Annotated in this window: 26 protein-coding genes; 20 read left to right on the top strand and 6 right to left on the bottom strand. The window is 73.3% G+C overall.

Annotated elements, in window-relative coordinates; genetic code table 11:
- The first annotated feature begins 153 nt into the window (after nucleotides 1-153).
- Nucleotides 154-648, top strand: coding sequence for a 50S ribosomal protein L17 (gene rplQ / locus TNCT1_RS03155; protein WP_143627877.1), 495 nt, complete (start codon nucleotides 154-156; stop codon nucleotides 646-648).
- Nucleotides 649-722: 74 nt separating this feature from the next.
- Complete coding sequence (gene truA, locus TNCT1_RS03150; protein ID WP_143627875.1) at nucleotides 723-1,577, top strand: tRNA pseudouridine(38-40) synthase TruA; 855 nt, start codon at nucleotides 723-725, stop codon at nucleotides 1,575-1,577.
- A 1-nt stretch (nucleotide 1,578) separates the two neighbouring features.
- Here the strand turns inward: truA and TNCT1_RS03145 are convergent, their stop codons facing one another.
- Entirely contained in the window at nucleotides 1,579-2,460 is an 882-nt protein-coding gene (locus TNCT1_RS03145) for a hypothetical protein (protein WP_143627873.1), read from the bottom strand.
- A 291-nt stretch (nucleotides 2,461-2,751) separates the two neighbouring features.
- Between TNCT1_RS03145 and rplM the strand changes: the two genes are divergently transcribed.
- From rplM to glmM, 3 genes are all read left to right on the top strand, one after another.
- On the top strand, nucleotides 2,752-3,195 hold the full coding sequence (gene rplM / locus TNCT1_RS03140; protein WP_143627871.1) for a 50S ribosomal protein L13: 444 nt from the start codon (nucleotides 2,752-2,754) through the stop codon (nucleotides 3,193-3,195).
- A 42-nt stretch (nucleotides 3,196-3,237) separates the two neighbouring features.
- The gene (gene rpsI, locus TNCT1_RS03135) at nucleotides 3,238-3,750 is read left to right on the top strand and encodes a 30S ribosomal protein S9 (RefSeq protein WP_004927169.1); all 513 of its coding nucleotides are present in this window, start codon (nucleotides 3,238-3,240) and stop codon (nucleotides 3,748-3,750) included.
- A gap of 178 nt (nucleotides 3,751-3,928) precedes the next feature.
- Nucleotides 3,929-5,287 carry a phosphoglucosamine mutase gene (gene glmM, locus TNCT1_RS03130; RefSeq protein WP_143627869.1) on the top strand — a complete coding sequence of 453 codons (1,359 nt, stop codon included), beginning with the start codon at nucleotides 3,929-3,931 and terminating at the stop codon, nucleotides 5,285-5,287.
- A gap of 51 nt (nucleotides 5,288-5,338) precedes the next feature.
- On the opposite strand, the gene TNCT1_RS03125 is transcribed toward glmM, so the two are convergent.
- Both TNCT1_RS03125 and coaA read right to left on the bottom strand, forming a co-directional pair.
- Nucleotides 5,339-6,286 (bottom strand): DUF389 domain-containing protein, encoded by a 948-nt coding sequence (locus tag TNCT1_RS03125; RefSeq protein WP_143627867.1) that lies wholly within the window; start codon nucleotides 6,284-6,286, stop codon nucleotides 5,339-5,341.
- 42 nt (nucleotides 6,287-6,328) lie between these two features.
- Nucleotides 6,329-7,297 (bottom strand): type I pantothenate kinase, encoded by a 969-nt coding sequence (gene coaA / locus TNCT1_RS03120; protein WP_174266142.1) that lies wholly within the window; start codon nucleotides 7,295-7,297, stop codon nucleotides 6,329-6,331.
- 190 nt (nucleotides 7,298-7,487) lie between these two features.
- Between coaA and glmS the strand changes: the two genes are divergently transcribed.
- From glmS to TNCT1_RS35750, 7 genes are all read left to right on the top strand, one after another.
- Nucleotides 7,488-9,335 carry a glutamine--fructose-6-phosphate transaminase (isomerizing) gene (glmS, locus tag TNCT1_RS03115; RefSeq protein WP_143627863.1) on the top strand — a complete coding sequence of 616 codons (1,848 nt, stop codon included), beginning with the start codon at nucleotides 7,488-7,490 and terminating at the stop codon, nucleotides 9,333-9,335.
- 41 nt (nucleotides 9,336-9,376) lie between these two features.
- Entirely contained in the window at nucleotides 9,377-9,748 is a 372-nt protein-coding gene (locus tag TNCT1_RS03110) for a holo-ACP synthase (protein WP_143627861.1), read from the top strand.
- Between the two features lie 74 nt (nucleotides 9,749-9,822).
- Nucleotides 9,823-11,265, top strand: coding sequence for an NAD(P)H-hydrate dehydratase (locus TNCT1_RS03105; protein WP_143627859.1), 1,443 nt, complete (start codon nucleotides 9,823-9,825; stop codon nucleotides 11,263-11,265).
- A 717-nt stretch (nucleotides 11,266-11,982) separates the two neighbouring features.
- On the top strand, nucleotides 11,983-13,149 hold the full coding sequence (alr, locus tag TNCT1_RS03100; protein ID WP_143627857.1) for an alanine racemase: 1,167 nt from the start codon (nucleotides 11,983-11,985) through the stop codon (nucleotides 13,147-13,149).
- A gap of 143 nt (nucleotides 13,150-13,292) precedes the next feature.
- Nucleotides 13,293-14,564, top strand: a complete 1,272-nt coding sequence (locus TNCT1_RS03095) for an alpha/beta fold hydrolase (protein WP_143627855.1) — start codon at nucleotides 13,293-13,295, stop codon at nucleotides 14,562-14,564.
- Nucleotides 14,521-15,042, top strand: coding sequence for a tRNA (adenosine(37)-N6)-threonylcarbamoyltransferase complex ATPase subunit type 1 TsaE (gene tsaE / locus TNCT1_RS03090; RefSeq protein ID WP_143627853.1), 522 nt, complete (start codon nucleotides 14,521-14,523; stop codon nucleotides 15,040-15,042). The genes TNCT1_RS03095 and tsaE overlap by 44 nt, the downstream gene beginning before the upstream one ends.
- 127 nt (nucleotides 15,043-15,169) lie before the next feature.
- Nucleotides 15,170-15,334: a hypothetical protein gene (locus TNCT1_RS35750; protein WP_174266125.1), complete on the top strand. Its 165-nt coding sequence runs from the start codon at nucleotides 15,170-15,172 to the stop codon at nucleotides 15,332-15,334.
- A 121-nt stretch (nucleotides 15,335-15,455) separates the two neighbouring features.
- Here TNCT1_RS35750 and TNCT1_RS03085 read toward each other — a convergent pair whose 3' ends face one another.
- Nucleotides 15,456-16,010 (bottom strand): hypothetical protein, encoded by a 555-nt coding sequence (locus TNCT1_RS03085; protein WP_143627850.1) that lies wholly within the window; start codon nucleotides 16,008-16,010, stop codon nucleotides 15,456-15,458.
- A 113-nt stretch (nucleotides 16,011-16,123) separates the two neighbouring features.
- Here TNCT1_RS03085 and tsaB point away from each other — a divergent pair, with 113 nt between their 5' ends.
- Genes tsaB through TNCT1_RS03065 form a run of 4 tightly spaced genes read left to right on the top strand, consistent with a single transcriptional unit; the run spans nucleotide 16,124 to nucleotide 18,687 of the window.
- Nucleotides 16,124-16,780, top strand: a complete 657-nt coding sequence (gene tsaB, locus TNCT1_RS03080; RefSeq protein WP_143627848.1) for a tRNA (adenosine(37)-N6)-threonylcarbamoyltransferase complex dimerization subunit type 1 TsaB — start codon at nucleotides 16,124-16,126, stop codon at nucleotides 16,778-16,780.
- Nucleotides 16,781-16,800: 20 nt separating this feature from the next.
- On the top strand, nucleotides 16,801-17,340 hold the full coding sequence (gene rimI, locus TNCT1_RS03075) for a ribosomal protein S18-alanine N-acetyltransferase (RefSeq protein WP_143628332.1): 540 nt from the start codon (nucleotides 16,801-16,803) through the stop codon (nucleotides 17,338-17,340).
- Nucleotides 17,333-18,424 (top strand): tRNA (adenosine(37)-N6)-threonylcarbamoyltransferase complex transferase subunit TsaD, encoded by a 1,092-nt coding sequence (gene tsaD / locus TNCT1_RS03070; RefSeq protein ID WP_143627846.1) that lies wholly within the window; start codon nucleotides 17,333-17,335, stop codon nucleotides 18,422-18,424. The genes rimI and tsaD overlap by 8 nt, the downstream gene beginning before the upstream one ends.
- Complete coding sequence (locus tag TNCT1_RS03065; RefSeq protein WP_143627844.1) at nucleotides 18,421-18,687, top strand: hypothetical protein; 267 nt, start codon at nucleotides 18,421-18,423, stop codon at nucleotides 18,685-18,687. Before tsaD ends, TNCT1_RS03065 begins: the two co-directional genes overlap by 4 nt.
- 188 nt (nucleotides 18,688-18,875) lie before the next feature.
- Here the strand turns inward: TNCT1_RS03065 and TNCT1_RS03055 are convergent, their stop codons facing one another.
- Nucleotides 18,876-21,185: a glycoside hydrolase family 3 N-terminal domain-containing protein gene (locus TNCT1_RS03055; protein ID WP_143627842.1), complete on the bottom strand. Its 2,310-nt coding sequence runs from the start codon at nucleotides 21,183-21,185 to the stop codon at nucleotides 18,876-18,878.
- Between the two features lie 185 nt (nucleotides 21,186-21,370).
- On the opposite strand from TNCT1_RS03055, the gene TNCT1_RS03050 reads away from it, so the two are divergent.
- The 4 genes from TNCT1_RS03050 (at nucleotide 21,371) to TNCT1_RS03035 (ending at nucleotide 24,502) form a co-directional block, all read left to right on the top strand.
- A complete protein-coding gene (locus TNCT1_RS03050; protein ID WP_143627840.1) occupies nucleotides 21,371-22,402 on the top strand; it encodes a LacI family DNA-binding transcriptional regulator in 1,032 nt (343 codons plus the stop codon).
- Nucleotides 22,403-22,506: 104 nt separating this feature from the next.
- A complete protein-coding gene (locus TNCT1_RS03045) occupies nucleotides 22,507-22,692 on the top strand; it encodes a hypothetical protein (protein ID WP_268894156.1) in 186 nt (61 codons plus the stop codon).
- A 157-nt stretch (nucleotides 22,693-22,849) separates the two neighbouring features.
- Complete coding sequence (locus tag TNCT1_RS03040) at nucleotides 22,850-23,206, top strand: YciI family protein (protein WP_143627838.1); 357 nt, start codon at nucleotides 22,850-22,852, stop codon at nucleotides 23,204-23,206.
- Nucleotides 23,207-23,248: 42 nt separating this feature from the next.
- A complete protein-coding gene (locus TNCT1_RS03035) occupies nucleotides 23,249-24,502 on the top strand; it encodes an RNA polymerase sigma factor (protein WP_143627835.1) in 1,254 nt (417 codons plus the stop codon).
- A 22-nt stretch (nucleotides 24,503-24,524) separates the two neighbouring features.
- Here the strand turns inward: TNCT1_RS03035 and TNCT1_RS03030 are convergent, their stop codons facing one another.
- Complete coding sequence (locus TNCT1_RS03030; protein WP_174266124.1) at nucleotides 24,525-25,691, bottom strand: methyltransferase domain-containing protein; 1,167 nt, start codon at nucleotides 25,689-25,691, stop codon at nucleotides 24,525-24,527.
- Between the last annotated feature and the right edge of the window lie 47 nt (nucleotides 25,692-25,738).

Below are 25,738 nucleotides of genomic sequence, written 5' to 3'. Positions count from 1 at the left end.
CGCTGTGGCTGGTCGCGCAGTTCCCCGCGCCCCTTCGGGGGCGCGGACCCTCCGGGGTCGAACGTGAACCCCGGATCTCCGACAGACGACCGTCTGCTCGGATACTGACTTCGGTACCTGATACGGCCGGGGCAGACACACAGGAGAAGAACCATGCCGAAGCCCACCAAGGGTGCCCGTCTGGGCGGCAGCGCCGCGCACGAGAAGCTCCTCCTCGCCAACCTGGCGAAGAGCCTCTTCGAGCACGGCCGCATCACCACCACCGAGGCGAAGGCCCGCCGCCTGCGCCCGTACGCCGAGCGTCTGGTCACCAAGGCGAAGAAGGGCGACCTTCACAACCGCCGTCAGGTGCTCCAGGTGATCACGGACAAGAGCATCGTCCACACGCTCTTCACCGAGATCGGCCCGCGCTACGAGAACCGTCCGGGTGGCTACACCCGCATCACCAAGATCGGTAACCGCCGTGGCGACAACGCGCCCATGGCCGTCATCGAGCTGGTCGAGGCGCTGACGGTGCAGCAGAAGGCCGTGGGCGAGGCCGAGGCCGCCACCAAGCGTGCGGTCAAGGAGTCGGACGAGGCCAAGGCGCAGGAGACCACCGAGGCTCCGGCCGAGGAGGCCGCCGCCGAGGAGTCCAAGGACGCCTGAGGCCCTGCCTGAAGCGGGAAGCGGGTCCGCCCTCCGGGGCGGGCCCGCTTTCGCGTACTTGAGAGGATTCCTGTGTGAGTGACGAAGTACAGCCCGGGCACGTGCGCATCCGTCTCGACCTCTCCTACGACGGCACCGACTTCCACGGCTGGGCCAAGCAGGCCGGCGGCAGGCGGACCGTGCAGGGGGAGATCGAGGACGCCCTGCGCACCGTGACGCGGTCGAAGGAGACGTACGAGCTGACCGTGGCCGGCCGGACGGACGCCGGAGTGCACGCGCGCGGCCAGGTCGCGCACGTCGACCTGCCCGCCGAACTGTGGGCCGAGCACCGGGAGAAGCTGCTGAAGCGGCTCGCCGGGCGGCTGTCCAAGGACGTCCGGGTGTGGCGGCTGGCCGAGGCCCCGGCCGGGTTCAACGCCCGCTTCTCGGCCGTCTGGCGGCGCTACGCCTACCGTGTCACCGACAACCCCGGCGGGGTGGACCCCCTGCTGCGGGGGCACGTCCTCTGGCACGACTGGCCGCTCGACGTGGACGCGATGAACGAGGCCGCGCGGGCGCTCGTCGGCGAGCACGACTTCGCCGCCTACTGCAAGCGGCGCGAGGGCGCGACCACGATCCGCACGCTCCAGGAGCTGAGCCTGGCGCGCGGTGCGGACGGGGTCGTCACGGCCACCGTGCGGGCCGACGCCTTCTGCCACAACATGGTGCGCTCGCTGATCGGCGCGCTGCTGTTCGTCGGGGACGGGCACCGGGGGCCGGAGTGGCCGGGGAAGGTGCTGGCCGCGGGGGTGCGGGACAGCGCGGTACACGTCGTCCGGCCGCACGGGCTGACCCTGGAGGAGGTCGGCTACCCCGCCGACGAGCTGCTCGCCGCCCGGAACAAGGAGGCCCGGAACAAGCGGTCGCTTCCGTCGGCGGGGTGCTGCTGAGCTACCGGTTCGCCGCCGCGGAGGCCTGCGCCTGGCCGCGGCGGTGGATCTGGTTGACGGTGAACTGGGCCAGGTCGTCGCCGGTGCGGAACACCTTGGTGTCCTTGGTGGTGACGTTCTTGCCGTCGGTGAAGCCGCTGATCGTGAAGTAGGCGTAGCGGCCGTAGGAGTTCGTGGTCGTCCGGCAGATCGCGGAGTCGCAGAAGTTCTTGACGCCCTTGCCCGCCAGCGCGCTCACCAGGCTCTTCTTGCTGCCCGCCTGGGACTTGACCTTGGCGGCCAGCGCCTCGTCGTCGAAGACCGCGACCCCGACGGTGACGGCGATGCCGCCGTTGAGGTAGCTCACGCGCATGAGCCGGGTGCAGCCGTTGGCGGTGAGGATCTTCGGCAGGTTGCCGCCGGCGGCCGAGGCGCAGTCGGTGGTGTCGGCGGTGGCGCCCTTCTTGTACACCGTCTCGCCCATGGTGAGCTGGGTGCCCGGGAACAGCGTCTCCGGGCTCAGCGGGGCGGTGTCCTTCTTGGCGCTGGCTATGAAGTCCTTCGGGTCCAGCGGCGGCGGTGCGCTGGTGGGCGCGAAGGACGGAGCCGTGGCGGTGCCGCCGGGCAGCGAGGCGCTGGGTGGCAGGTCGGTGGGTTTGCCGGAGGCGCTGTCGTCGCCGTTCGCGGAGACCACCGCCATGGCGACGGCCGTGCCCACGCCGATCGTGGCGAGGGCGCCGCCGGCGATGAACAGCAGCCGGCGACGCTTGTTCCGCGTCTCGGAGGCCTCGGCGAGCGCGGCCCAGTCGGGGGTTCCGTCGTCACCGCCGCTGTTCCAGGGCTGCTGGGAATTAGGTTTCCAGGGATCCCACTGAGACTGGGGTCCCCCCTGCCCGTAACTCATGGGGCGCATCTTAGACGTGGGGCGGGGGATACTGGAGCGCGAGCGGCGGCATGCCGCCTTTGTCCGTCGGCATGCCTCGTTTTGACCCGTCCGGGGGCGTACAGGTAACCTGCTTCTTCGTTGTGTATTGGCTTGCTCATTCTCACGGGACGGGCCCTTACACCGGTCCACCGGGCCGATGACCAGCGACCCCACGTACGCGGTATGCGTCGCCGCCGTGCGGTCCAGGCTGTCGTGATCGTTTCGGTGACCTTGTTTAGGACCATTCACTCGAAGCGAAGGCTACGAACCGTGCGTACGTACAGCCCCAAGCCCGGCGATGTGACGCGCCAGTGGCACGTCATCGACGCTCAGGACGTTGTCCTGGGCCGTCTCGCCACCACTGCGGCGACCCTCCTCCGGGGTAAGCACAAGCCGATCTACGCCCCGCACGTCGACGCTGGTGACTTCGTCATCGTCATCAACGCCGACAAGGTGCACCTCTCCGGCAACAAGCGGACGCAGAAGATGGCGTACCGCCACTCCGGCTACCCGGGTGGTCTGCGCTCCGTCCGCTACGACGAGCTGCTGGACAAGAACCCGGAGAAGGCCATCGAGAAGGCCGTCAAGGGCATGCTCCCCAAGAACTCCCTGGGCCGTCAGATGCTCTCGAAGCTGAAGGTCTACAAGGGTGACCAGCACCCGCACGCTGCCCAGCAGCCGGTGCCGTTCGAGATCACCCAGGTCGCGCAGTAAGTCCGGCCACCCCCTAAGACTGAAGAGAATCTGAGGAGAATCGTGGCCGAGACCACTGCCGAGCAGCCGCTCGAAGAGCTTGACATCGACAGCTACACCACCGAGTCCGAGGTCCCCGTCGAGGGCGAGTACACCTCGGAGTCCATGGCCTCCCGCTTCGGCGAGCCCCAGCCGGCCGCCGGTCTGGGCCGCCGCAAGAACGCCATCGCCCGCGTCCGGATCGTCCCGGGCACCGGCAAGTGGAAGATCAACGGTCGCACCCTCGAGGACTACTTCCCGAACAAGGTGCACCAGCAGGAAGTCAACGAGCCCTTCAAGGTGCTCGAGCTCGAGGGCCGCTACGACGTCATCGCCCGTATCGCGGGTGGCGGCGTCTCCGGTCAGGCCGGTGCGCTCCGTCTCGGTGTCGCCCGTGCGCTGAACGAGGCCGACGTCGACAACAACCGCGGCCCGCTGAAGAAGGCCGGCTTCCTCAAGCGCGACGACCGTGCGGTCGAGCGCAAGAAGGCCGGTCTGAAGAAGGCCCGCAAGGCCCCGCAGTACAGCAAGCGCTGATCACCGCTGCCTGCTCGTACTCCGAACGCCCCGGCGGCACGCCACTGTGCCGTCGGGGCGTTCGTTTATCCCAGCCCAAGGGCGTATAACGACACAAGACGCTCAGAGGCTTGTGTGATCGGTTGTCGTGGCGTCTGCCATGATTCCCGGCAGCATGGACGCTTCCTCAGGAGGACAAGTGGGACGACTCTTCGGTACGGACGGCGTGCGCGGTGTCGCCAACGCGGACCTGACGGCCGAGATGGCGCTCGGCCTGTCCGTCGCGGCGGCGCACGTGCTGGCCGAGGCGGGCACCTTCGAGGGCCACAGGCCGACGGCGGTGGTCGGACGGGACCCGCGCGCGTCCGGGGAGTTCCTGGAGGCGGCCGTGGTCGCGGGCCTGGCCAGCGCCGGCGTCGACGTGCTGCGGGTCGGCGTGCTGCCGACCCCGGCGGTGGCGTTCCTGACCGGCGCGCTCGGCGCGGACCTCGGCGTGATGCTGTCCGCCAGCCACAACGCCATGCCGGACAACGGCATCAAGTTCTTCGCCCGCGGCGGCCACAAGCTCGCCGACGAGCTCGAGGACCGGATCGAGTCGGTCTACGAGTCCCACCGGCACGGCGAGCCCTGGGAGCGGCCCACCGGAGCCGGTGTCGGCCGGGCCCGCCCCTACGACGAGGGCTTCGAGCGCTACGTCGGCCACCTCCTCGCCGCCCTGCCGAACCGGCTCGACGGCCTGAAGATCGTCCTGGACGAAGCGCACGGCGCGGCCTCGGGGGTCTCGCCGGAGGCGTTCTCCCGGGCCGGCGCCGAGATCGTCACGATCGGCGCCGAGCCGGACGGGCTCAACATCAACGACGGCTGCGGCTCCACCCACCTGGACAAGCTGAAGGCCGCCGTCGTCGAGCAGGGCGCCGACCTCGGCATCGCGCACGACGGCGACGCCGACCGCTGCCTCGCCGTGGACCACACCGGCGAAGAGGTCGACGGCGACCAGATCCTCTCCGTGCTCGCGCTGGCGATGCGGGAGCGCTCCGAGCTGCGCTCCGACACCGTCGTCGCGACGGTCATGTCGAACCTCGGCTTCAAGCTGGCGATGGAGCGGGAGGGCATCCACCTGGTGCAGACCGCCGTCGGCGACCGGTACGTGCTGGAGGAGATGAAAGAGAAGGGCTACGCCCTCGGCGGCGAGCAGTCCGGGCACGTCATCATCCTCGACCACGCGACGACCGGGGACGGCACGCTGACCGGGCTGCTGCTGGCGGCCCGGGTCGCGCAGACCGGCCGCAACCTGCGGGACCTGGCGTCGGTGATGCGGCGCCTGCCGCAGGTCCTGATCAACGTCCCGGACGTGGACAAGTCGCGGGTGGGGACCTCCGCCGACCTCGCCGCCGCCGTCACCGAGGCGGAGCGGGAACTGGGCGAGACCGGACGGGTGCTGCTGCGTCCCTCGGGGACCGAGCCGCTGGTGCGGGTGATGGTCGAGGCGGCCGACATCGACCAGGCCCGGTCCGTCGCCGGACGCCTCGCCGACGCGGTCAAGTCGGCCCTGGGCTGAGGCCGGCCGGGAAAGTCCCGTCCGCCCTGCGGGCGGACGGGACTTCGTGACTCAGGCCTTCTCGACGTTCGGCCGGCGCTGCCGCTGCCTGGCCCAGAACCACTTCTGGGTCAGCAGGGTGAGGATGCCGGCCAGGACGATGCCCAGCAGGTTCAGCAGGAGCTGGTTCGTCGATCCGACCGTCTGGGCGGTGTCTCCGTAGGCGAGGGCCACGGCCGCGTTGGCGGCGGCGGGCACGGTCGTCACCGAGATGGCCACGCCGACCAGTGCGCCCGACTTGGCGGAGGTCAGGGACAGGGTGCCGGCGATCCCGGCCAGCACCGCCACGACGAACGAGAAGGCGTCGGGGGCGTAGACGAACGCCGTGTTGGGGCGCTCGCCCTCCAGCCCGGAGCGGTGGAACAGCCCGACGGCGTCCATGAACAGGCTGAAGCCGACCGTCACCGCCATCGCCGCCGCGAAGCCCACGAGCAGCGCGGTCACCGAGCGCAGCGCGAGGCGCGGGCGGCGCTGCACCAGGGCGGTGGAGATGCCCGCCAGCGGGCCGAACTCCGGTCCGACCGCCATCGCGCCCACGATCAGGACCGCGTTGTCCAGCACCACGCCGCAGGCCGCGATCATGGTGGCCAGGATGAGGAACGCGACGTAGGTCACCGACAGGGTGGACTCCTCGTGGGTCGCCTCCGTCAGGTGCTCCCACAGCACCGCGTCGGCGGCCTCGCCGGGCGCCTCGTCCTCGGCCCGTTCGGCCCGCCGGGACAGCGACAGGTCGATGTTCTCCACCGCGATGGAGCCCGTCCGCTCCAGGTCCAGATCCTGCAGGGCGCTGAGGAGTTCGTCGCCCGCCTCGCGTGCCACGTCGCACTGGACGACGTCCCCGGCGGGGTCGCGGGCGGCGCCCGGCAGCACGACGAGGTGGGCAGTGCCGACGGTCGTCCCGATCAGCCGCACCACCTCGTCCGTCTTGTCGGCCGGGGTGATCAGGCGCAGATGCAGCATGGCGCCTTTCTAACAGGCATCCATGCACACGTCACACCACACCTACAGCTTGCGCAGCCTCAGCCGCTGCACCTTGTGGTCGGCGCCCTTGCGGACGACGAGGGTGGCGCGGCCGCGGGTGGGCGCGATGTTCTCGACCAGGTTGGGCTTGTTGATCGTGCGCCACAGGGTGCGGGCGTAGTCGAGGGCCTCCTCCTCGGAGACCTGGGTGTACTTGCGGAAGTACGAGTCCGGGTTCTGGAAGGCGGTCCGGCGCAGCTTGCGGAAGCGGCTGAGGTACCAGCTCTCGATGTCCTCGGCGCTCGCGTCGACGTACACGCTGAAGTCGAAGTAGTCGGCGAGACCCACCCGGGTGCGGCCGTCCTTGCCGGGCAGGGCGGGCTGCAGGACGTTGAGCCCCTCGACGATCAGGATGTCCGGACGGCGCACGGTCAGCCGGCTGTCCGGGACGATGTCGTAGATCAGATGGGAGTAGCGGGGCGCGGTCACCTCGTCCTTGCCCGCCTTGATGTCGGCGACGAAGCGGGTCAGCGCCCGGCGGTCGTAGGACTCGGGGAACCCCTTGCGCGACATCAGGCCGCGGGCCTCCAGCTCCCTGGTGGGCAGCAGGAAGCCGTCGGTCGTCACCAGTTCGACGCGCGGGTGCTCGGGCCACCGGGACAGCAGGGCCTGCAGCAGCCGCGCCACGGTGGACTTGCCCACCGCCACCGAACCGGCGACGCCTATCACGAACGGGGTGCCGGACTGGGAGCCCTGTTCGCCGAGGAAGGTGTTGAGCGCGCCGCGCAGACCGTCCGTGGCGCCGACGTAGAGGTTGAGCAGGCGGGACAGCGGGAGGTAGATGTCCCGTACCTCGTCGAGGTCGATGACGTCGCCGAGCCCGCGCAGCTTCTCCACCTCCTCGGCGGTGAGCGGCAGCGGCGTCTTGTCCCGCAGCGCGCTCCACTCGGCGCGCGTGAGGTCGACGTAGGGAGTCGCCTCCGGCCTGGGCCGGTGGGCGCTCCTGGGCATCGGGGAGACCGGTGAGATCACAGTCCATTGTTAACGGAGTTTGAACAGGGGTGCGGGGTGGGGTGCGTCACGTGCGGGTGCGCCGACGGGCGGCCCGGGCCGGGCGCGCCGTTCGTGCCGCGGCGGGAATTTCTGATTTCGGGCACGCGGCGGCCCTTTCGGGAGGCCGCTCGCCCGTAGGCTGCGGCACATGTGCGGAATCGTGGGATACGTAGGGCCGCAGTCGGCGCTCGACGTCGTGATGGCCGGTCTGAAGCGGCTGGAGTACCGGGGCTACGACTCGGCGGGTGTCGCCGTGCTCGCGGACGGCGGGCTGGCCGCGGGGAAGAAGGCCGGGAAGCTGGTCAACCTGGAGAAGGAGCTCGTCGACCGGCCGCTGCCGGCGGGCACGACGGGCATCGGCCACACGCGCTGGGCCACCCACGGCGGTCCCACGGACGCCAACGCGCACCCGCACCTGGACAACGCGGGCCGGGTCGCCGTCGTCCACAACGGCATCATCGAGAACTTCGCGGCGCTGCGGGCCGAGCTGGCCGAGCGCGGGCACCAGCTCGCCTCCGAGACGGACACCGAGGTCGTCGCGCACCTGCTGGCGGAGGAGTTCTCGTCCTGCGCCGACCTCGCCGAGGCCATGCGGCTGGTGTGCCGGCGCCTGGAGGGCGCGTTCACGCTGGTCGCGGTCCACGCCGACGCGCCGGACGTGGTGGTGGGCGCCCGCCGCAACTCGCCCCTGGTGGTGGGCGTCGGCGAGAGCGAGGCGTTCCTGGCCTCCGACGTCGCCGCGTTCATCGAGCACACCCGCTCGGCGATCGAGCTCGGCCAGGACCAGGTGGTGGAGCTGCGCCGGGACGGTGTGACGGTGACGGGCTTCGACGGCCGTCCCGCCGAGGTGCGCTCCTACCACGTGGACTGGGACGCGTCGGCCGCGGAGAAGGACGGCTACGACTACTTCATGCTCAAGGAGATCGCCGAGCAGCCCAAGGCGGTCGCCGACACGCTGCTGGGGCGCATCGACGCGGCCGGCTCGCTGACGCTGGACGAGGTCCGGATCACGCCGTCGGAGCTGCGCGAGGTGGACAAGGTCGTCATCGTCGCCTGCGGTACCGCCTTCCACGCCGGCCTGATCGCCAAGTACGCCATCGAGCACTGGACGCGCATCCCCTGCGAGGTGGAGCTGGCCAGCGAGTTCCGCTACCGGGACCCCATCCTCGACGGGCGCTCCCTGGTCATCGCCATCTCGCAGTCCGGCGAGACCATGGACACGCTGATGGCGCTCCGGCACGCCCGCGAGCAGGGTTCCAAGGTGCTGGCCATCTGCAACACCAACGGCTCGACGATCCCGCGCGAGTCGGACGCGGTGCTGTACACGCACGCCGGGCCCGAGGTGGCCGTCGCCTCCACCAAGGCGTTCCTGACGCAGCTCGTCGCGTGCTACCTGGTGGCCCTGTACCTGGGCCAGGTGCGCGGCACCAAGTGGGGCGACGAGATCAGCGCCGTCATCAAGGACCTGTCCCGGATCGCCGGCGCGGTCGACCGGGTGCTGGAGACGATGGAGCCGGTGCGGGCGCTCGCGCGGTCGCTGGCCGACAAGGACACGGTGCTGTTCCTCGGCCGGCACGTGGGCTATCCGGTCGCCCTGGAGGGCGCGCTCAAGCTCAAGGAACTCGCCTACATGCACGCCGAGGGCTTCGCGGCGGGCGAGCTGAAGCACGGCCCGATCGCCCTGATCGAGGAGGACCTGCCCGTGGTGGTGGTCGTGCCGTCGCCGCGCGGCCGTTCGGTCCTCTACGACAAGATCGTCTCCAACATCCAGGAGATCCGGGCGCGCGGGGCGCGGACCATCGTGATCGCCGAGGAGGGCGACGAGGCGGTGGTTCCCTACGCCGACCACCTGATCCGCATCCCGGCGACGCCCACCCTGCTGCAGCCGCTGGTGGCCACGGTGCCGCTGCAGGTGTTCGCCTGCGAGCTGGCCACGGCCCGGGGCAACGAGGTCGACCAGCCGCGGAACCTGGCGAAGTCCGTCACGGTGGAGTGATCGGCCGACGGCCGCGCACCCGCGCCCCGTAGGGTCTGCCCATGAGCATCATCGGGGTCGGTATCGACGTCGCGGAGATCGATCGGTTCCGGGCGTCGCTGGATCGGACGCCTGGGCTGGCCGACCGGCTGTTCGTCGACAGTGAGTTGCTGCTGCCCAGCGGGGAGCGGCGCGGCATCGCCTCCCTCGCGGCGCGGTTCGCCGCCAAGGAGGCGCTGGCCAAGGCGCTGGGCGCGCCGCCGGGGCTGCACTGGACGGACGCCGAGGTGTACGTCGAGGACAGCGGGCAGCCGCGGCTGCGGGTGAAGGGGACCGTCGCCGCGAAGGCGGCCGAACTCGGCGTGCGCTCCTGGCACGTGTCGCTCAGCCACGACGCCGGGATCGCCTCGGCCGTGGTCGTCGCCGAGGGCTGAGCGGCCGGAGCGGCCCGGGTGCGGCGGGGGATCCCGGGTGTGGCGGGGGGCCTTTCCGGGGCAGACTCGAAGCCATGCGTACTGCGTACAGCGTGGAGACGGTGAGGGCGGCCGAGCGGGAGCTGATGGCACGGCTTCCGGAGGGCGCGCTGATGCAGCGCGCCGCCGCCGGGCTGGCGGCAGCCTGCGCCGACCTGCTCGGGCGGGTCTACGGCCGGCGGGTGGTGCTGCTCGTGGGCAGCGGGGACAACGGCGGGGACGCGTTGTACGCCGGCGCCCGGCTGGCGCGGCGGGGCGCCGGCGTCACGGCCGTACTGCTGGCGCCGCCCGAGCGCACCCATCCGGGCGGCCTCGCTGCCCTGCGCCGCGCGGGCGGGTCCGTCACGGTGCCCGGCCGCGCCGAGGAGTGGATCGGGCGGGCCGACCTCGTGGTGGACGGCATCGTCGGCATCGGCGGGAAGGGCGGGCTGCGCCCGGAGGCCGAGGCACTGGTCCACGCCGTCGAGCGGTCGGGGGCCGCCGTCGTGGCGGTGGACCTGCCGAGCGGGGTCGAGGCCGACACGGGAGAGGTGCGGGGCCCGGCGGTCCGGGCCGACCTCACCGTCACCTTCGGAACGCACAAGCCCGCGCTGCTGATCGACCCCGCGCGGGAGCACGCCGGGAGCGTGCGGCTGGTCGGCATCGGTCTCGTCCTGCCGCCGGCCGCCGAGCTTGAGGCACTGCAACACGCGGACGTGGCAAGGCTCTTGCCGCGGCCGGCGGCGGAGAGCGACAAGTACCGGCGGGGCGTGGTCGGGATCGCCGCGGGGTCGGCGCGATACCCGGGCGCCGCCGTGCTGGCCGTCTCCGGAGCGCTGCGCGGCGGGGCCGGCGCCGTGCGGTACGTCGGGCCCGCCGCGGACGCGGTGATCGCCCGGTTCCCGGAGACGCTCGTGTCCGACCAGGGCCCGGCGAAGGCAGGGCGGGTGCAGGCATGGGTCGTCGGGCCCGGCGCCGGGGACGACGCGGCGACCGTGGCGGAGGTGCTGGACACCGGTGTGCCGGTGCTGCTCGACGCGGACGGGCTGCGGCTGGCGGAGCGGGACGCGGTGCGCGGTCGCACGGCGCCGACGCTGATGACCCCGCACGCGGGGGAGGCGGCGGCGCTGCTCGGGGTGCGCCGGGAGGAGGTCGAGGGGGCCCGGCTGGCCGCGGTGCGGGAACTGGCGGCGGTCTACCGGGCGACGGTGCTGCTGAAGGGGTCGACGACGCTGGTCGCGGACAGCGCGGGCGGCGCGGCTCGGGTGAACGCCACGGGCACGGGATGGCTGGCCACCGCCGGGAGCGGTGACGTGCTGTCGGGGCTCGCCGGCTCGCTGCTGGCGGCGGGGCTGTCCGCGCTGGACGCGGGGAGCGTGGCGGCGTACCTGCACGGGCTGGCCGGACGGTTCGCCGCTTCCGGTGCCCCGGCCGGGGCCCACGACATCGCCGCCCGGCTGCCTGAGGCGTGGCGGGACGTCCGGGACGCCCTGCGCTGAACACCCGACGCGGGGGAGGGGGTTCGGCGGACGCCCGCCACCGGTGGCGCACGTCCGGCGGGCACCCGCCACCGGTGGCCCAACGCACGGCTGCAATCGGCGACTTGAAGGCGGCCGGGGCGGTGACGCCGAGCCGGTGCGTCGCGTCGCCGTGCTCCCCGGTCCGGTGCGCACCTTCGGGCGGTGTCCCGGCGGGCCGTCTGAACGTGGGCTGCCTTGCTGCGGGGTCCGTGCGGGCATGTGCCGACGGGGTGGCGGCCGGGGCCTGGTGGTGCTGAGGGGAGCTGGTGTCGGCGCGCGGCCTGCCTGGTGTGCGCTCTGGGGCGGTGCCCGGCGGGGGCGTGGTCGTGGGGTGTTCGGCCGCTGGCCCGTGCGGGCATGTGCCGACGGCGTGGTGGCCGGGGCGTGGTGGTGAGAGGGGTGCCTTGCGTCGGCGTGCTGCCTGCCTGGGGTGCACCCTCTCCGTGCCGGTGCCTGATGGCGGCGTCCTCGTGCGGTTCGACCGCGGGGCGTGCGGGCTTTTGCCTGCGGTGTGGTGGCGACTGAGGGGTGCCTGGGTCGGCACGCGACCCGCCCGGTGTGCGTTCCGGGGAGGTGTCTGGCGGCGTGTCGCGGTCGGCGTGTGGGGTGTCGTGGCGTCCGGGTCGGGGTCCGTCGGCCGTGCTCCGGCCGGTGCGCCCGGGGGCCGCCGTGGTCCTCTGAGAGACTGGGGGCGCCATGAGTGAGACTGTTGCTGAGCCGACCGCGCCTCTGCGGGCCCGTGCCGAGATCGATCTGGCCGCCCTGCGAGCCAATGTGCGGGTCCTGCGGGCCCGGGCCGAGGGCGCGGCCCTGATGGCCGTCGTCAAGTCCGACGCCTACGGCCACGGGGCGGTGCCGTGTGCCCGGGCGGCCGTCGAGGCGGGGGCGACCTGGCTCGGCACGGCCACGCCGGAGGAGGCGCTCGCGCTGCGCGCCGCCGGTCTGGACACCCGCGTCCTGTGCTGGCTCTGGGTGCCCGGCGGTCCCTGGCGGCAGGCCGTGGAGGCGGACATCGACGTGTCCCTCAGCGGGATGTGGGCGCTGCGCGAGGTCACGGAGGCCGCCCGGCAGGCGGGCCGGCCCGCGCGCGTGCAGCTGAAGGCCGACACCGGGCTCGGGCGCAACGGCTGCCAGCCCGCCGACTGGCCCGAACTCGTCGGCGAGGCCCTGCGCGCCGAACGCGAGGGCCTGCTCCGGGTCACCGGTCTGTGGTCCCACTTCGCCTGCGCCGACGAGCCCGGCCACCCCTCCATCGCCGCCCAGCTCACGCGGTTCCGGGAGATGGTGGCGTACGCCGAGGAGCAGGGCGTGCGCCCCGAGGTGCGGCACATCGCCAACTCCCCGGCCACGCTGACCCTTCCGGATAGCCACTTCGACCTGGTCCGGCCGGGCATCGCCATGTACGGCATCTCGCCCAGCCCGGAGATCGGCACCCCGGCGGACTTCGGCCTGCGCCCGGTGATGACGCTGAGCGCGTCGCTGGCGCTGGTCAAGCACGTCCCGGCCGGACACGGCGTCAGTTACGGCCACCACTACGTCACCCCGGGCGCGACCACCCTGGGCCTCGTCCCCGTCGGCTACGCGGACGGCATCCCCCGGCACGCCTCCGGCACCGGTCCGGTGCTGGTGGACGGCAAGTGGCGGACCGTCGCGGGGCGGGTGGCCATGGACCAGTTCGTGGTGGACCTCGGCGGGGACGAGCCGGAGGCCGGTGCGGAGGCGGTGCTGTTCGGTCCCGGCGACCGCGGCGAGCCCACCGCCGAGGACTGGGCGCAGGCCTGCGGCACGATCGCGTACGAGATCGTCACCCGCATCGGAACGCGTGTTCCCCGCGTCCATGTGAACGGGCGCCAGGAGGGGTAACCCCTTCAAGGGGCGGCCGAATCCGTGCCCGGTTACACCTGCCCCCACTGGTAACACGGACAACACCGAGCACTACCTTTACCAGCCCGGCACCACCCGTTTCACCCACCCAGCGAACTGCAGTACGGCGAAGAGGAGCGGTAGTGAGCGAGAGCAGTGCGGAGGCCGTGGTCGACGCCGTCGCCTCGGCGGCCGTCGCCGTCTCCGCAGCGGGGGCGGCCGGCAACTGGCGCAGGACGACCGGCCTCGCCGGCGCCGCGATAGGCGTGCTGGCCGCGGGCGCGGCCGCCGGGGTGGCCGTCGAGCGGATGACCGTGGGCCGCGGGATGCGCCGCCGGGCCCGGCTCGTGCTCGACTCGGCCGGCCCCTACGGGACGCTGCGCGGCACCCCGGGCAAGGCGTACGCCGACGACGGCACCGAGCTGTACTACGAGGTCGACGACGTGGAGCCCGACCTCGGTCCGAACGTCTCCCCGCGCCGCCGCAGGCTCTTCGGACGCAAGGCGCCCGCTCCCGTCACCGTCGTCTTCTGCCACGGCTACTGCCTCAACCAGGACTCCTGGCACTTCCAGCGCGCCGCCCTGCGCGGGGTCGTGCGCACCGTGCACTGGGACCAGCGCAGCCACGGCCGGTCCGGACGCGGAGTGGGCCAGACCCAGGACGGCGTGCCGCTCACCATCGACCAGCTCGGCCGCGATCTGAAGGCCGTCCTCGACGCGGCGGTGCCGGACGGGCCGATCGTGCTGGTCGGGCACTCCATGGGCGGGATGACCATCATGGCGCTGGCCGCGCACTTCCCGGAGCTGATCCGCGACCGGGTCGTCGCGACGGCGCTCATCGGGACCTCCTCCGGGCGGCTCGGCGAGGTCAACTTCGGGCTGCCGGTGGCCGGCGTCAACGCGGTGCGCCGGATACTCCCCGGAGTGCTGAGGGCGCTCGGGCAGCAGGCGGAACTGGTGGAGAAGGGGCGCCGGGCCACCGCCGACCTGTTCGCCGGGGTCATCAAGCGGTACTCGTTCGCCTCCCGGGACGTCGATCCCGCCGTCGAGCGCTTCGCCGAACGGATGATCGAGTCCACGCCGATCGACGTGGTCGCCGAGTTCTATCCGGCCTTCACCGAGCACGACAAGACCGAGGCGCTGCTCTGCTTCCGCGACTTCCCGGTGCTGGTGCTCGCCGGGGTGCAGGACCTGGTCACGCCCAGCGAGCACAGCGAGGCCATCGCCGACCTCCTCCCGGACGCCGAACTGGTGCTCGTGCCGGACGCCGGGCACCTCGTGATGCTGGAGCACCCCGAAGTGGTCACCGACCGCCTCGCCGACCTGCTCACACGGGCGGGGGCCGTGCCGGCAGGGGCTACCGTAAGTGGCTATGGAACAGCCAGCAGCACCAGCAGCACCGCAGGACCCCGCTGAGACCCGGCTGACCATCACCTCTCCCGAGCAGATGCGGGAGCTGGGCCGCCGCCTGGCCAAGCTGCTGCGCGCGGGCGACCTGGTGATGCTCAGCGGCGAGCTGGGCGCGGGGAAGACGACGCTCACCCGCGGCCTCGGCGAGGGGCTCGACGTACGCGGCGCGGTCACCTCGCCGACCTTCGTGATCGCCCGGGTGCACCCCTCCCTCGGCGGCGGGCCGCCGCTCGTCCACGTGGACGCCTACCGGCTCTCCGGCGGCCTCGACGAGATGGAGGACCTCGACCTGGACGTCTCCCTGCCCGACTCGGTGATCGTCGTGGAGTGGGGCGAGGGCAAGGTCGAGGAGCTGACCGAGGACCGGCTCCAGGTCGTCATCCACCGGGCCGTCGGCGACACGACCGACGAGGTGCGGCACGTGACCGTGACCGGGCTCGGAGAGCGGTGGGCGAGCGCGGACCTGGGCACGCTCGCGGCCTGATCCGGGCCGTTTTCCGACAAGGCGTCGGTAACATATTGCGCAGGATGTCCCGGGCGTGGTCATATGGTGTCCCGCCCGCGGTCAGGCATACCTAAGTGCGCCCGCCCCCGCACCTCAGGAGGCGTCCATGTCCGTTCCACGGCCCACGGAGCCGCCCGTGTTCGCCGGCGTGACCATGCGTGAGCTGCTGGCGTCCTGCGAGGCCGCACGCGCCGTCTCCCGTCCCCCGCGCGACCCGGCGCCCGCCAGGCCGCGGCACCCCGAGGCCCTGGGCCGGCGCCACGCCGCCTAGCAGGGCGGAGCGCCCCGCACGGCCGGCCGTGCCCCGCCCGCACGCGTGCCGCCAGGAGCGGCCGGGCGGGCGCCGACGCCGCGCACGCAGGTGCCGGTGTCCGCCGCGACACCCGCGGGCGTCAGCGGATCACCACCACCGGTACTCCGATCGTGGCGAACTTCCACATCGCGTCGCCGTCCTCGCGCCGCTCCCGGATGCCCCCCGTCTTCACCCCGTCCCCGGTGTCGGCGTCGCCGCGCAGCGCCGCGCTGAACCCGATCACCACCCCGTCCACGCTGGTGAACCGCACGACGTGCTCGATGGGCAGCCCGTCCGTCCCGGTGACCGCGTTGGAGCGGGAGGTGACCCAGTACCGGCCCACCGGCGGGTCCACCGTGCCGGGGTTCACCGGGAAGCTGCGCCGCACCAGGTTGTGCTCGTCGACCAGCCAGACCCGGTCGTCGTCCACCGAGTACACGACGCGTTCACCCGTCCCGGAACCGCTCGGCAGGGCGCCCGGATGGAGCGGGTCGCGCGGTGCCCTCCCGGTCGGCGAGGCGGACGCCGCGCTCGGTCCCGGCCTGCCGCTCAGGTTCGGCGGAACGGTCGCCTGCGCCTGGTAGGCGAGGTATCCGACGACGCCGATGGCCACCGCGGTGAGGCCGGCCACGATGCCCGAGCTGGTCCCTGCCACGCGCGCCCACCTCTGTTTCATGCCATATGTCGTACTTCGTACGAACCGTAGCAGTCGGTGACCGTCGCACCGGGACGGCGATGCGAGCGGCGCGGGAGCCGTAGGCTGTTCGCGTGCTCTTGCTCGCTCTGGATACCGCCACCCCCGCCGTCACCGTCGCGCTGCACGACGGGACGGACGTCATCGCCTCGTCGAGCCAGGTGGACGCCCGCCGGCACGGAGAGCTGCTGCTGCCGGCCGTCGACCGGGTGCTCGCCGAGGCCGGGCTCAAGCTGGACGCCGTCACCGGGATCGTCGTCGGGACCGGACCCGGCCCCTACACCGGCCTGCGCGTCGGCCTGATGACCGCCGACACCTTCGGCCTCGCGCTCGGCGTCCCGGTGCACGGCGTGTGCACCCTGGACGGCCTCGCCTACGCCGCCGACATCGAGAAGGGCCCCTTCGTCGTGGCGACCGACGCCCGGCGCAAGGAGGTCTACTGGGCGACGTACGCCGACTCCCGCACCCGCCTGACCGGCCCGGCCGTCGACCGCCCCGCCGACATCGCCGACCGGGTGGCCGGGCTCCCCGCGGTGGGCGCCGGCGCGCTGCTCTACCCGGACACGTTCCCGAGCGCCCACGAGCCGGAGCACGTGTCCGCCGCCGCCCTCGCCGCGCTCGCCGCCGGGAAGCTGGCCGCGGGCGAGGACCTGCCGGCGCCGCGCCCGCTGTACCTGCGCCGCCCCGACGCGCAGGTGCCCAAGAACTACAAGGTGGTCACCCCCAAGTGACAGAGCCTCGACTGCGTGAGATGCGCTGGTGGGACATCGACCCGGTCCTGGGCCTGGAGCGGGACCTGTTCCCCGACGACGCCTGGTCGAGGGGCATGTTCTGGTCCGAGCTGGCCCACGCCCGGGGCGCCGAGGCCAACCGGCGGTACCTCGTGGCCGAGGAGGACGACCGGATCGTCGGATACGCGGGTCTCGCCGCCACCGGCGCCACGTCCGACGACGGCACCACGTCCGACAGTGGCGCCACCGCGGTCGGCGACGTCCAGACCATCGCCGTCGCGCGCTCCCACCAGGGCACCGGCCTCGGCGGCCGGCTGCTGACCGAGCTGCTGAAGGCGGCCACCGCCTTCGAGTGCGGCGAGGTCATGCTGGAGTGCCGGGTCGACAACGTGCCCGCCCAGAAGCTCTACGAGCGCTTCGGCTTCGTGCCCATCGGCTTCAGACGCGGCTACTACCAGCCGGGGAACGTCGACGCCCTGGTGATGCGCCTGACCACAGCACCCGACAGCGGCCCCGCCGCGGACCCGCCCCCAGTACAAGGAACCGAGATCAATGGCTGACGAACCCCTCGTCCTCGGCATCGAGACCTCCTGCGACGAGACCGGCGTCGGCATCGTCCGCGGCACCACCCTGCTGGCGGACGCCGTCGCGTCCAGCGTCGACGAGCACGCCCGCTTCGGCGGCGTCGTACCCGAGGTGGCCTCGCGGGCCCACCTGGAGGCGATGGTCCCGACCATCGACCGCGCGCTGAAGGAGGCGGGCGTCACCGCCAGGGACCTGGACGGCATCGCGGTCACCGCCGGCCCGGGACTCGCCGGCGCCCTGCTCGTGGGCGTCTCGGCGGCCAAGGCCTACGCCTACGCCCTCGGCAAGCCCCTGTACGGCGTGAACCACCTGGCCTCCCACATCTGCGTGGACCAGCTCGAGCACGGCCCGCTGCCCGAGCCGACCATGGCCCTGCTGGTCTCCGGCGGCCACTCCTCCCTGCTGCTGTCCGAGGACATCACCTCCGACGTCCGCCCGATGGGCGCCACCATCGACGACGCCGCGGGCGAGGCCTTCGACAAGATCGCCCGGGTGCTGAACCTGGGCTTCCCCGGCGGCCCGGTCATCGACCGCTACGCCCGAGAGGGCGATCCGTCGGCGATCGCCTTCCCGCGCGGCCTGACCGGCCCGCGCGACCCGGCGTACGACTTCTCCTTCTCCGGTCTGAAGACCGCCGTGGCCCGCTGGATCGAGGCCAGGCGCGCGGCCGGCGAGGAGGTGCCGGTCCGCGACGTGGCCGCGTCCTTCCAGGAGGCCGTGGTCGACGTGCTGACCCGCAAGGCCGTCCGCGCCTGCAAGGACCAGGGCGTGGACCACCTGATGATCGGCGGCGGCGTCGCCGCCAACTCCCGGCTTCGCGTCCTCGCCCAGGAGCGCTGCGAGGCGGCCGGGATCCGGCTGCGCGTCCCGCGCCCCAAGCTGTGCACGGACAACGGCGCGATGGTCGCGGCCCTCGGCGCCGAGATGGTCTCCCGCAACCGCGCCGCCTCCGACTGGGACCTGTCCGCGGACTCCTCGCTGCCGGTGACCGACCCGCACGTGCCCGGGCAGAACCACGACCACGTGCACCGGACCGGCGAGGAGAACCTGTACTCGTGACGGTCGCCCTGATGTGGGAGGCCCGGGCCGCCGCCGGCCGGGGCGCGGAACTGCTCGACTGGGCGCGCGCGCAGGACCTGGTCCGCGAGCCGCTGCGCCGGGAGACCTTCCGGGCCCCGCAGGACCGGGTGCTGGTCATCACCTGGTGGGACGCGCCCTACGACGCCGAGCTGCCGGAACTGCCCGAACCGGCGGGCGGTCTGGTGACGCGGGCGGTGCACCGGTGGCGGTTCGAGCAGGTGGACGGGGAAGCGGAAGGCTGAGGTGGCGCGCGGGCTCGTTCTCGCGCTATGATCATCACACGCGAACGGCCGGAACGCCGGCCAGGACGCAGTGCGTTGGTGGTCCAAGGAAAGACGCCCCACTTCCTGTGGGGAGATGCAGGTGCAAGGCCTGCCCGGCGCTCCATCCGACACCCCGTCACCGGTATCCGGTGACGGGGTGTTCGCGTTCACCCCGCCTCGGCCACCTCCACCTCGCAGCGCAGCACCCGCTCGGGCCCGACCACCCGCACCGGCCCGGTCAGCCGCAGCCGCGCGGTGTGCCGCACCTCCGCGCTGGACGGTCCGAGCCGCAGCTCCAGCGCGCCCGGCTCCACCACGCGCGCGCCCGTGCGGCCGGTGAAGGACGACAGGTCGGCGTGGAAGCGGAAGGTCAGCCGGCGGGCCTCGCCGGGGGACAGCTCCAGCCGCCGGTAGCCGGTCAGCCGGACGTCCGGGCGGGTCACCGACGCCACCGGGTCGTGCAGATAGAGCTGGACCACCTCGGCGCCCGCCCGGTCGCCGGTGTTGCGGACGGTCACCGAGAGGTCGTAGGCGCCGTCCGTGCCGATCTCCGTGACATCGTCGCCGGTGAAGTCCTCCCAGGCGAACGTCGTGTACGAGCGGCCGTGGCCGAAGGGGTACAGCGGGGTCGGGTCGAGGCTGCTCACCTCGCCGGCCAGGCCCAGCGGCGGCTGGAGATAGGTCCAGGGCTGGCCGCCGGGCGCGCGCGGGACGCTCACCGGCAGGCGTCCCGAGGGGTTCACCCGGCCCGACAGGACGCCCGCGAGGGCCGGGCCGCCCTCCTCGCCGGGGAAGAAGGCCTGGACGGCCGCGCCCAGCCGGCCGTGCCAGCGGCCCAGCGCGTACGGGCGGCCGGTGAGCAGGACCAGCACGACCGGCACCCCGGTGGCGACCAGCGCGTCCAGCAGTTCGCCCTGGACGCCGGGCAGCCGCAGGTCCGCCACGTCGCAGCCCTCGCCGGAGGTGCCCCGGCCGAACAGGCCCGCCCGGTCGCCGAGGACCGCCACGCACACGTCCGCCTCCGCCGTCCGGGCCACCGCCTCGGCGAAGCCCGAGGTGTCCGGGTCCCGGACGTCGCAGCCCTCGGCGAACGTCACCTTGGCGTCCGGGAGTTCACCGCGCAGGGCGTCCAGGACCGTCGGGATCTCGATGCCGGCCGGCACCCCGGGGTGGTGGGGGAGCACATGGGAGGGGAAGGAGTAGCAGCCGAGCATCGCCAGCGCGTCCGCCGCGCGCGGGCCCACCACCGCGATCCGGGTGTCGGGGGCCAGCGGGAGCAGCCCGCCGGGGTTGTCGAGCAGCACCACCGACTCCTCCGCCAGCCGGCGGGCCAGGGCCCGGTTGCGGGCCGAGTCGAGATCGACGGGGCCGTCCGGCTCCGGACGCCAGTCCTCGTCCAGCAGTCCCAGCTCGCACTTCTGCAGCAGGACCCGGCGGGCCGCCCGGTCCACCAGCGACTCCGGGACGCGGCCCGCCCGCACCGCGGTGACGAGCGGGGTGCCGTAGCACTTCAGGGTGGGCAGTTCGACGTCGACGCCCGCCGCCAGGGCCAGGTGGGCGGCGCCGGCCTCGTCCTCGGCGACCCGGTGCTGGCTCTGCAGGAAGCCGACGCCGAAGTAGTCGGCGACCACCGTGCCGGTGAACCCCCACTCGCCGCGCAGGAGTTCGTCGAGCAGCCGGGGATCGGCTGAGACCGGTACGCCGTCGGTCTCGGTGTAGGAGGCCATCACCGAGCGGGCGCCGCCCTCGCGCAGCGCCATCTCGAACGGCGGCAGGGTCACGTCCGCGAGCTCCCTCGTGCCCGCCCGCACGGGCGCGAGGTTGCGGGCGCCCACCGAGGAGGCGTACCCGGCGAAGTGCTTGAGCGTGGCGACGACCCCGGCCGACTCCAGACCGCGCACATAGGCCGCGCCGACCGTGCCGACCAGGTAGGGGTCCTCGCCGATCGTCTCCTCGACCCGCCCCCAGCGCGGGTCGCGGACCACGTCCAGCACCGGGGCGAGGCCCTGGTGGACGCCGACCGAGCGCAGGTCGCGGCCGATGTGCCGGCCCACCTCGGCGACGAGCTCCGGGTCGAAGGCCGCGCCCCAGGCCAGCGGCACCGGGTACGCGGTCGCGCCCCAGGCCGTGAAGCCCGCCAGGCACTCCTCGTGGGCGACCGCCGGGATGCCGAACCGGCTCGCCGCGGCGATGCGGCGCTGGGCGCGGGCCAGCGCCTGCGTGCCCAGCGCCGGATCCACGGGGGCGGTGCCGAAGGAGCGGGTGAGCTGCCCGAGACCACGGGTGATCAGCTCGTCCCAGTCGTGATCGGCGGTCATCTCGCGCTGCAGCGGTGCGACCCCGTCGCCGTCCGTCGCGGCGCCCACCCACACCCCGTAGAGCTGGGCGGTCTTCTCCTCGAGAGTCATGCGGGAGAGCAGGTCGTCGACGCGTGCGGCGGCGGGCAGGGCGGGGTCGCGCCAAGGAGCGGTGGTCATGGAACTCCCGTCGGAAGGGTCGGGACGCCGGGCTGTACCCCGTTCGTCGGCACACTCTCGGGCTCTCGGGCGGTCGGACTCTCGACTCTGCTCACGAATGTTTCGGGCATTGCATCGAATGTTCCGGAAACCTATGGCGAGCGAACACCTTCGTCAAGAGGTCCCGCAGGGATACGATCGCGGGCATGAAGCCTTCGAAGCCCGCAGAAACGCAGACGGCGACCCTCGCCGAAATCGCCCGGGAGGCCGGGGTCTCCGCTCCGACTGTTTCGAAGGTCCTCAACGGCCGGGCCGACGTGGCCCCCGCCACCCGCACCCGCGTCGAGGAGTTGCTGCGCGCCTACGGCTACCGGCGCCGGCGCGCCGAGGCCTCCCGGTCCCCGCTGATCGACCTGGTCTTCCACGAACTGGAGAGCGCCTGGGCGATGGAGGTCATCCGGGGTGTGGAGAACGTGGCCCGGGACGCCGGCCTGAGCGTGGTGCTGTCCGAGTCCGCCGGGCGGCTCACCCCGGGCCGCACCTGGGCCGACCAGGTCGCCGCCCGCCGCCCGCACGGCGTGGTCCTGGTGCTCTCCGGCCTCGACGAGTCCCAGCGCGCGCTGCTGACCAGCCGGTCCATCCCGTTCGTGGTGATGGACCCGGCGGGCGACCCGGGTCCGGACGTGCCCTCGATCGGCGCCACCAACTGGCAGGGCGGCCTCGCCGCCACCCGCCACCTGGTGGAGCTCGGCCACACCAGGATCGGCGCCATCAGCGGACCCTCCCGGATGATGTGCAGCCGGGCCCGCGTCGACGGCTACCGGGCCGCGCTGGAGACGGCCGGACTGCCGGTCGACCCCTCGCTCGTCGTGACCGGCGACTTCCATCACGACGCCGGCTACCGGCTGGGCCTGGAGCTGCTGCGCCGCCCGGACCGTCCCACCGCCGTCTTCGCGGGCAACGACCTGCAGGCGCTCGGCCTGTTCGAGGCCGCACGGGAGCTGGGGCTGCGCGTCCCGGAGGACCTCAGCGTGGTGGGCTTCGACGATCTGCCGGTGGCCCGCTGGGTGGGGCCGCCGCTGACGACCGTGCGGCAGCCGCTGACCGAGATGGCCGAGGCCGCGGCCCGGCTGGTGCTGGAGCTGGGCCGCGCGGAGGACGAGCGGGCGGCGACCCGGGTGGAGCTGGCGACCAGCCTGGTGGTGCGCAGCAGCACGGCGGCCCCGGCCGCCGGGTGACATGAGCGGCCGGAAGGCGACGTATTGACGGGTGGGGCGTGCGCCCCCACACTCCTCCGAAGTCAATCGGTTGCACGACCGAAACTTTCGGAGGCCCCCCGGTCATGAGAACCTCCAGAACGCCCTTACGCGCCTGCCTGGCGGCCCTGGTCGCCGCCGCGGCCCTGCTGGCGGCCGGCGCCGGCACCGCCCGCGCCGCCGACCCGCCGCTGCGCGACCTCGCCGCGGCGCAGGGCAAGGTCATCGGCACCGCCGTCACCGGCTCCATGAAGTGGGACCCGGTCGAGTGAAGTGGGCGTACGGGGCGATGTCCGGCGGCGCCCGGTCCGGACGGCCGGGAAAAGATCTTCCAGGAAATCTCCGCGCGGCTGTCGATCCGGGCGTCTCCCGTTCGACGCACGGGTGAGCGGCGGGGAACGGCCCCGCCGCCCGGACCGAGGAGTCACCATGCCCCGCTACCTGTCGCTCGTGCGCATCGAAGAGGCCTCCGCCCCCGCCGAGGGCCCCAGTGAGGAACTGATGCGGCGGATGGGCGAGCTGATCGAGGAGATCACCAAGGCCGGCGTCATGCTCGACACCGCCGGGCTCACCCCCTCCGCCCAGGGCACCCGGGTGCACTGGGAGGGAGGGAAGGTCTCCGTCACCGACGGGCCCTTCACCGAGTCCAAAGAGGTCGTCGGCGGCTACGCGCTCATGCAGTGCAAGGACATGGCCGAGGCCGTGGAGTGGACCAAGCGGTTCGTGAAGACGCACGAGGACTTCTGGACCGTCACCTGTGAGGTCCGGGAGATCGCCGAGGGCTGACGTGCTTGGCTCCCGGGGCCCGGGGGTGTTGCATGGTGGGCTGTGGAAGCACAGCCCACCGCGGCACACGCCATCGAGACCGTCTTCCGGCTGGAGTCCCCGCGGGTCGTCGCCGGTGTCGCCCGCATCGTGCGGGACGTCGGCATCGCCGAGGAACTGGCGCAGGACGCGCTGGTCGCCGCCCTGGAGCGGTGGCCCCGGGACGGCGTGCCCGACAACCCCGGCGCCTGGCTCATGGCCACCGCCCGGCACCGCGCCGTCGACCTGGTCCGGCGCCGCGAGACCTACGCCCGCAAGCTCGCCGAGATCGGGCGGAACCTCCCGGCCGCGACCCCGCCGCTCGAACCCGCCGACCCGGAGGACATCGACGACGACCTGCTGCGGCTCGTCTTCACCACCTGCCATCCCGCGCTGTCCCCCGAGGCCCGCATCGCCCTCACCCTGCGCCTGCTCGGCGGCCTCAGCACGGCCGAGATCGCCCGCGCCCACCTGGTCCCGGAGGCGACGGTCGCCCAGCGCATCGTCCGCGCCAAACGCACCCTCGCGACCCGGAACGTCGCCTTCGAGGTGCCCTACGGGCCCGACCGCGAGGCCCGCCTCGGCTCGGTGCTGGACGTCATCTACCTGATCTTCAACGAGGGTTACGCCGCCACCGCCGGCGACGACCTGCTGCGCCCCGGGCTGTGCGAGGACGCCCTGCGGCTGGCCCGGCTGCTGTCCGGGCTGATGCCCAAGGAGCCGGAGGTGCACGGCCTGACCGCGCTGCTGGAGTTCCAGGCCTCGCGCACCGCCGCCCGCACCGCCCCCGACGGCACACCGGTGCTGCTGAAGGACCAGAACCGGCGCCGCTGGAACCGGATGCTCATCGCCCGCGGCATCCGGGCCCTCGCCCGCGCCGACGCCACCGCCACCGGCGCACCCGGCCCCTATGCCCTCCAGGCGGCCATCGCCGCCTGCCACGCGCACGCGTACTCCTACGCGGAGACCGACTGGCGCGCCATCGCCACCCTCTACACCCTGCTCGCCGCCCGCGCCCCGTCCCCGGTGGTCGAACTGAACCGCGCGGTCGCCGTGTCGATGGCCGAGGGACCGGCCGAAGCGCTGGAACTCGTCGAGGCCCTGGCCGGCGAACCCGCCCTGCGCGACTACCACCTGCTGCCCAGCGTCCGCGCCGACCTGCTCGCCCGCCTCGGCCGCCCGGCGGAGGCCCGCACCGAGTTCGAACGCGCGGCCTCCCTCACCCGCAACGAACGTGAACGCGCCCTGCTGCTGCGCCGGGCCGCCGAGGCCGGCTGAGCGGCCGCGGCCGCGGGCGCGCTCAGCGCACCGGCCGGCCGACCAGCATCGTCGGGGCCCCCGCGACCCGGGTGAGGAACACCGTCGCGGAGTTCGGGCCCTGCGGCTTGACCTTTCTGCGCAGTTCCTCGGGTTCGACCGCCGAGCCCCGCTTCTTCACGGTCAGGACGCCGACCTCCCGCTCGCGCAGCAGTGCCTTCAGCTTCTTGACGTTGAACGGGAGCTGGTCGGTGATCTCGTAGGCGGTGGCGTACGGGGTCGGGTGCGGGACGTCGGCGGTGATGTACGCGATGGTCTCGTCGACCAGGCCGCCGCCGATCTCCTCGGCCACCTCGGCGACCAGGTGGGCGCGGATCACGGCGCCGTCGGGCTCGTACAGGTACCGCCCCACCGGGCGCACCGCGGGATCGGGCAGGCCGCGGCCGGACAGCGTGCGCGGGCCCGGCAGCAGCGTGGCCCGCACGGCACCCGGCGCCCCGGTCCCGAACCACAGCACCGCCTCCTTCACGTCGCCGCCGTCCGAGATCCACTCGGCCTCGGCCTCGGCCGGGACGGCCTCGTGCGGGACGCCCGGGGCGATCTTCAGTGCGGCCCGGGGCGCCTTCAGGGCCGCCGCGACGGCCCACGACAGCGGCGGTGAGTAGGCCTCGGGGTCGAAGATCCGGCCCCGGCCGCCGCGCCGGGCGGGGTCCACGAAGACGGCGTCGTAGCCGTCGGTGTCCACCTCGGTCACGTCCGCCTCGCGCACCTCGATCAGCGCGGTGAGCCCCAGGGCGTCGGCGTTGGCCCGGGCCGCGGCCGCGGTCAGCGGATCGCGGTCCACGGCCAGCACCCGGATGCCGGCCCGCGCCAGCGCGATCGCGTCGCCGCCGATCCCGCAGCACAGATCGGCCACCGAGGTCACCCCCAGCCCTTTCATCCGCTCCGCGCGGTACGCGGCCACGCTCGCCCGCGTCGACTGCTCGACCCCGTTCGGGGTGAAGAACATCCGCCGCGCGTCCTCGGCCCCGAACTTCGCCGCCGCCCGCTGCCGCAGCCGTGCCTGTCCCAGCGCCGCCGAGACCAGCTCGGCGGGGTGTTCACGGCGCAGCCGGGTGGCGACGGCCAGCTCGTGCGCGGGGTCGGTGTCGCGCACCTCGTCGAGCAGGGCGCGGCCTTCGGGGCTGAGGAGGGGGGCGAGGTCGTTCACCGGGTCATTGTGGGCCAGTCGGTGGACGGTGCGCCTCCGGCGGCGGT

Origin of the sequence: Streptomyces sp. 1-11 (genome assembly GCF_007176755.1) — a bacterium.
In the GTDB taxonomy this organism is placed as follows: domain Bacteria; phylum Actinomycetota; class Actinomycetes; order Streptomycetales; family Streptomycetaceae; genus Streptomyces.
Note: the sequence above shows the minus strand (reverse complement) of the source record. Positions and strands in the feature narration are given on the sequence as shown.

Bases quoted from the DNA above. Each gene is read 5' to 3' on its own strand.
- rplQ (WP_143627877.1), top strand. From the start codon at position 154: ATGCCGAAGCCCACCAAGGGTGCCCGTCTGGGCGGCAGCGCCGCGCAC.
- TNCT1_RS03145 (WP_143627873.1), bottom strand. From the start codon at position 2,460: ATGAGTTACGGGCAGGGGGGACCCCAGTCTCAGTGGGATCCCTGGAAA.
- TNCT1_RS03125 (WP_143627867.1), bottom strand. From the start codon at position 6,286: ATGCTGCATCTGCGCCTGATCACCCCGGCCGACAAGACGGACGAGGTG.
- coaA (WP_174266142.1), bottom strand. From the start codon at position 7,297: ATGCCCAGGAGCGCCCACCGGCCCAGGCCGGAGGCGACTCCCTACGTC.
- glmS (WP_143627863.1), top strand. From the start codon at position 7,488: ATGTGCGGAATCGTGGGATACGTAGGGCCGCAGTCGGCGCTCGACGTC.
- TNCT1_RS03110 (WP_143627861.1), top strand. From the start codon at position 9,377: ATGAGCATCATCGGGGTCGGTATCGACGTCGCGGAGATCGATCGGTTC.
- TNCT1_RS03105 (WP_143627859.1), top strand. From the start codon at position 9,823: ATGCGTACTGCGTACAGCGTGGAGACGGTGAGGGCGGCCGAGCGGGAG.
- alr (WP_143627857.1), top strand. From the start codon at position 11,983: ATGAGTGAGACTGTTGCTGAGCCGACCGCGCCTCTGCGGGCCCGTGCC.
- tsaE (WP_143627853.1), top strand. From the start codon at position 14,521: ATGGAACAGCCAGCAGCACCAGCAGCACCGCAGGACCCCGCTGAGACC.
- TNCT1_RS35750 (WP_174266125.1), top strand. From the start codon at position 15,170: ATGTCCGTTCCACGGCCCACGGAGCCGCCCGTGTTCGCCGGCGTGACC.
- rimI (WP_143628332.1), top strand. From the start codon at position 16,801: ATGCGCTGGTGGGACATCGACCCGGTCCTGGGCCTGGAGCGGGACCTG.
- tsaD (WP_143627846.1), top strand. From the start codon at position 17,333: ATGGCTGACGAACCCCTCGTCCTCGGCATCGAGACCTCCTGCGACGAG.
- TNCT1_RS03055 (WP_143627842.1), bottom strand. From the start codon at position 21,185: ATGACCACCGCTCCTTGGCGCGACCCCGCCCTGCCCGCCGCCGCACGC.
- TNCT1_RS03050 (WP_143627840.1), top strand. From the start codon at position 21,371: ATGAAGCCTTCGAAGCCCGCAGAAACGCAGACGGCGACCCTCGCCGAA.
- TNCT1_RS03045 (WP_268894156.1), top strand. From the start codon at position 22,507: ATGAGAACCTCCAGAACGCCCTTACGCGCCTGCCTGGCGGCCCTGGTC.
- TNCT1_RS03040 (WP_143627838.1), top strand. From the start codon at position 22,850: ATGCCCCGCTACCTGTCGCTCGTGCGCATCGAAGAGGCCTCCGCCCCC.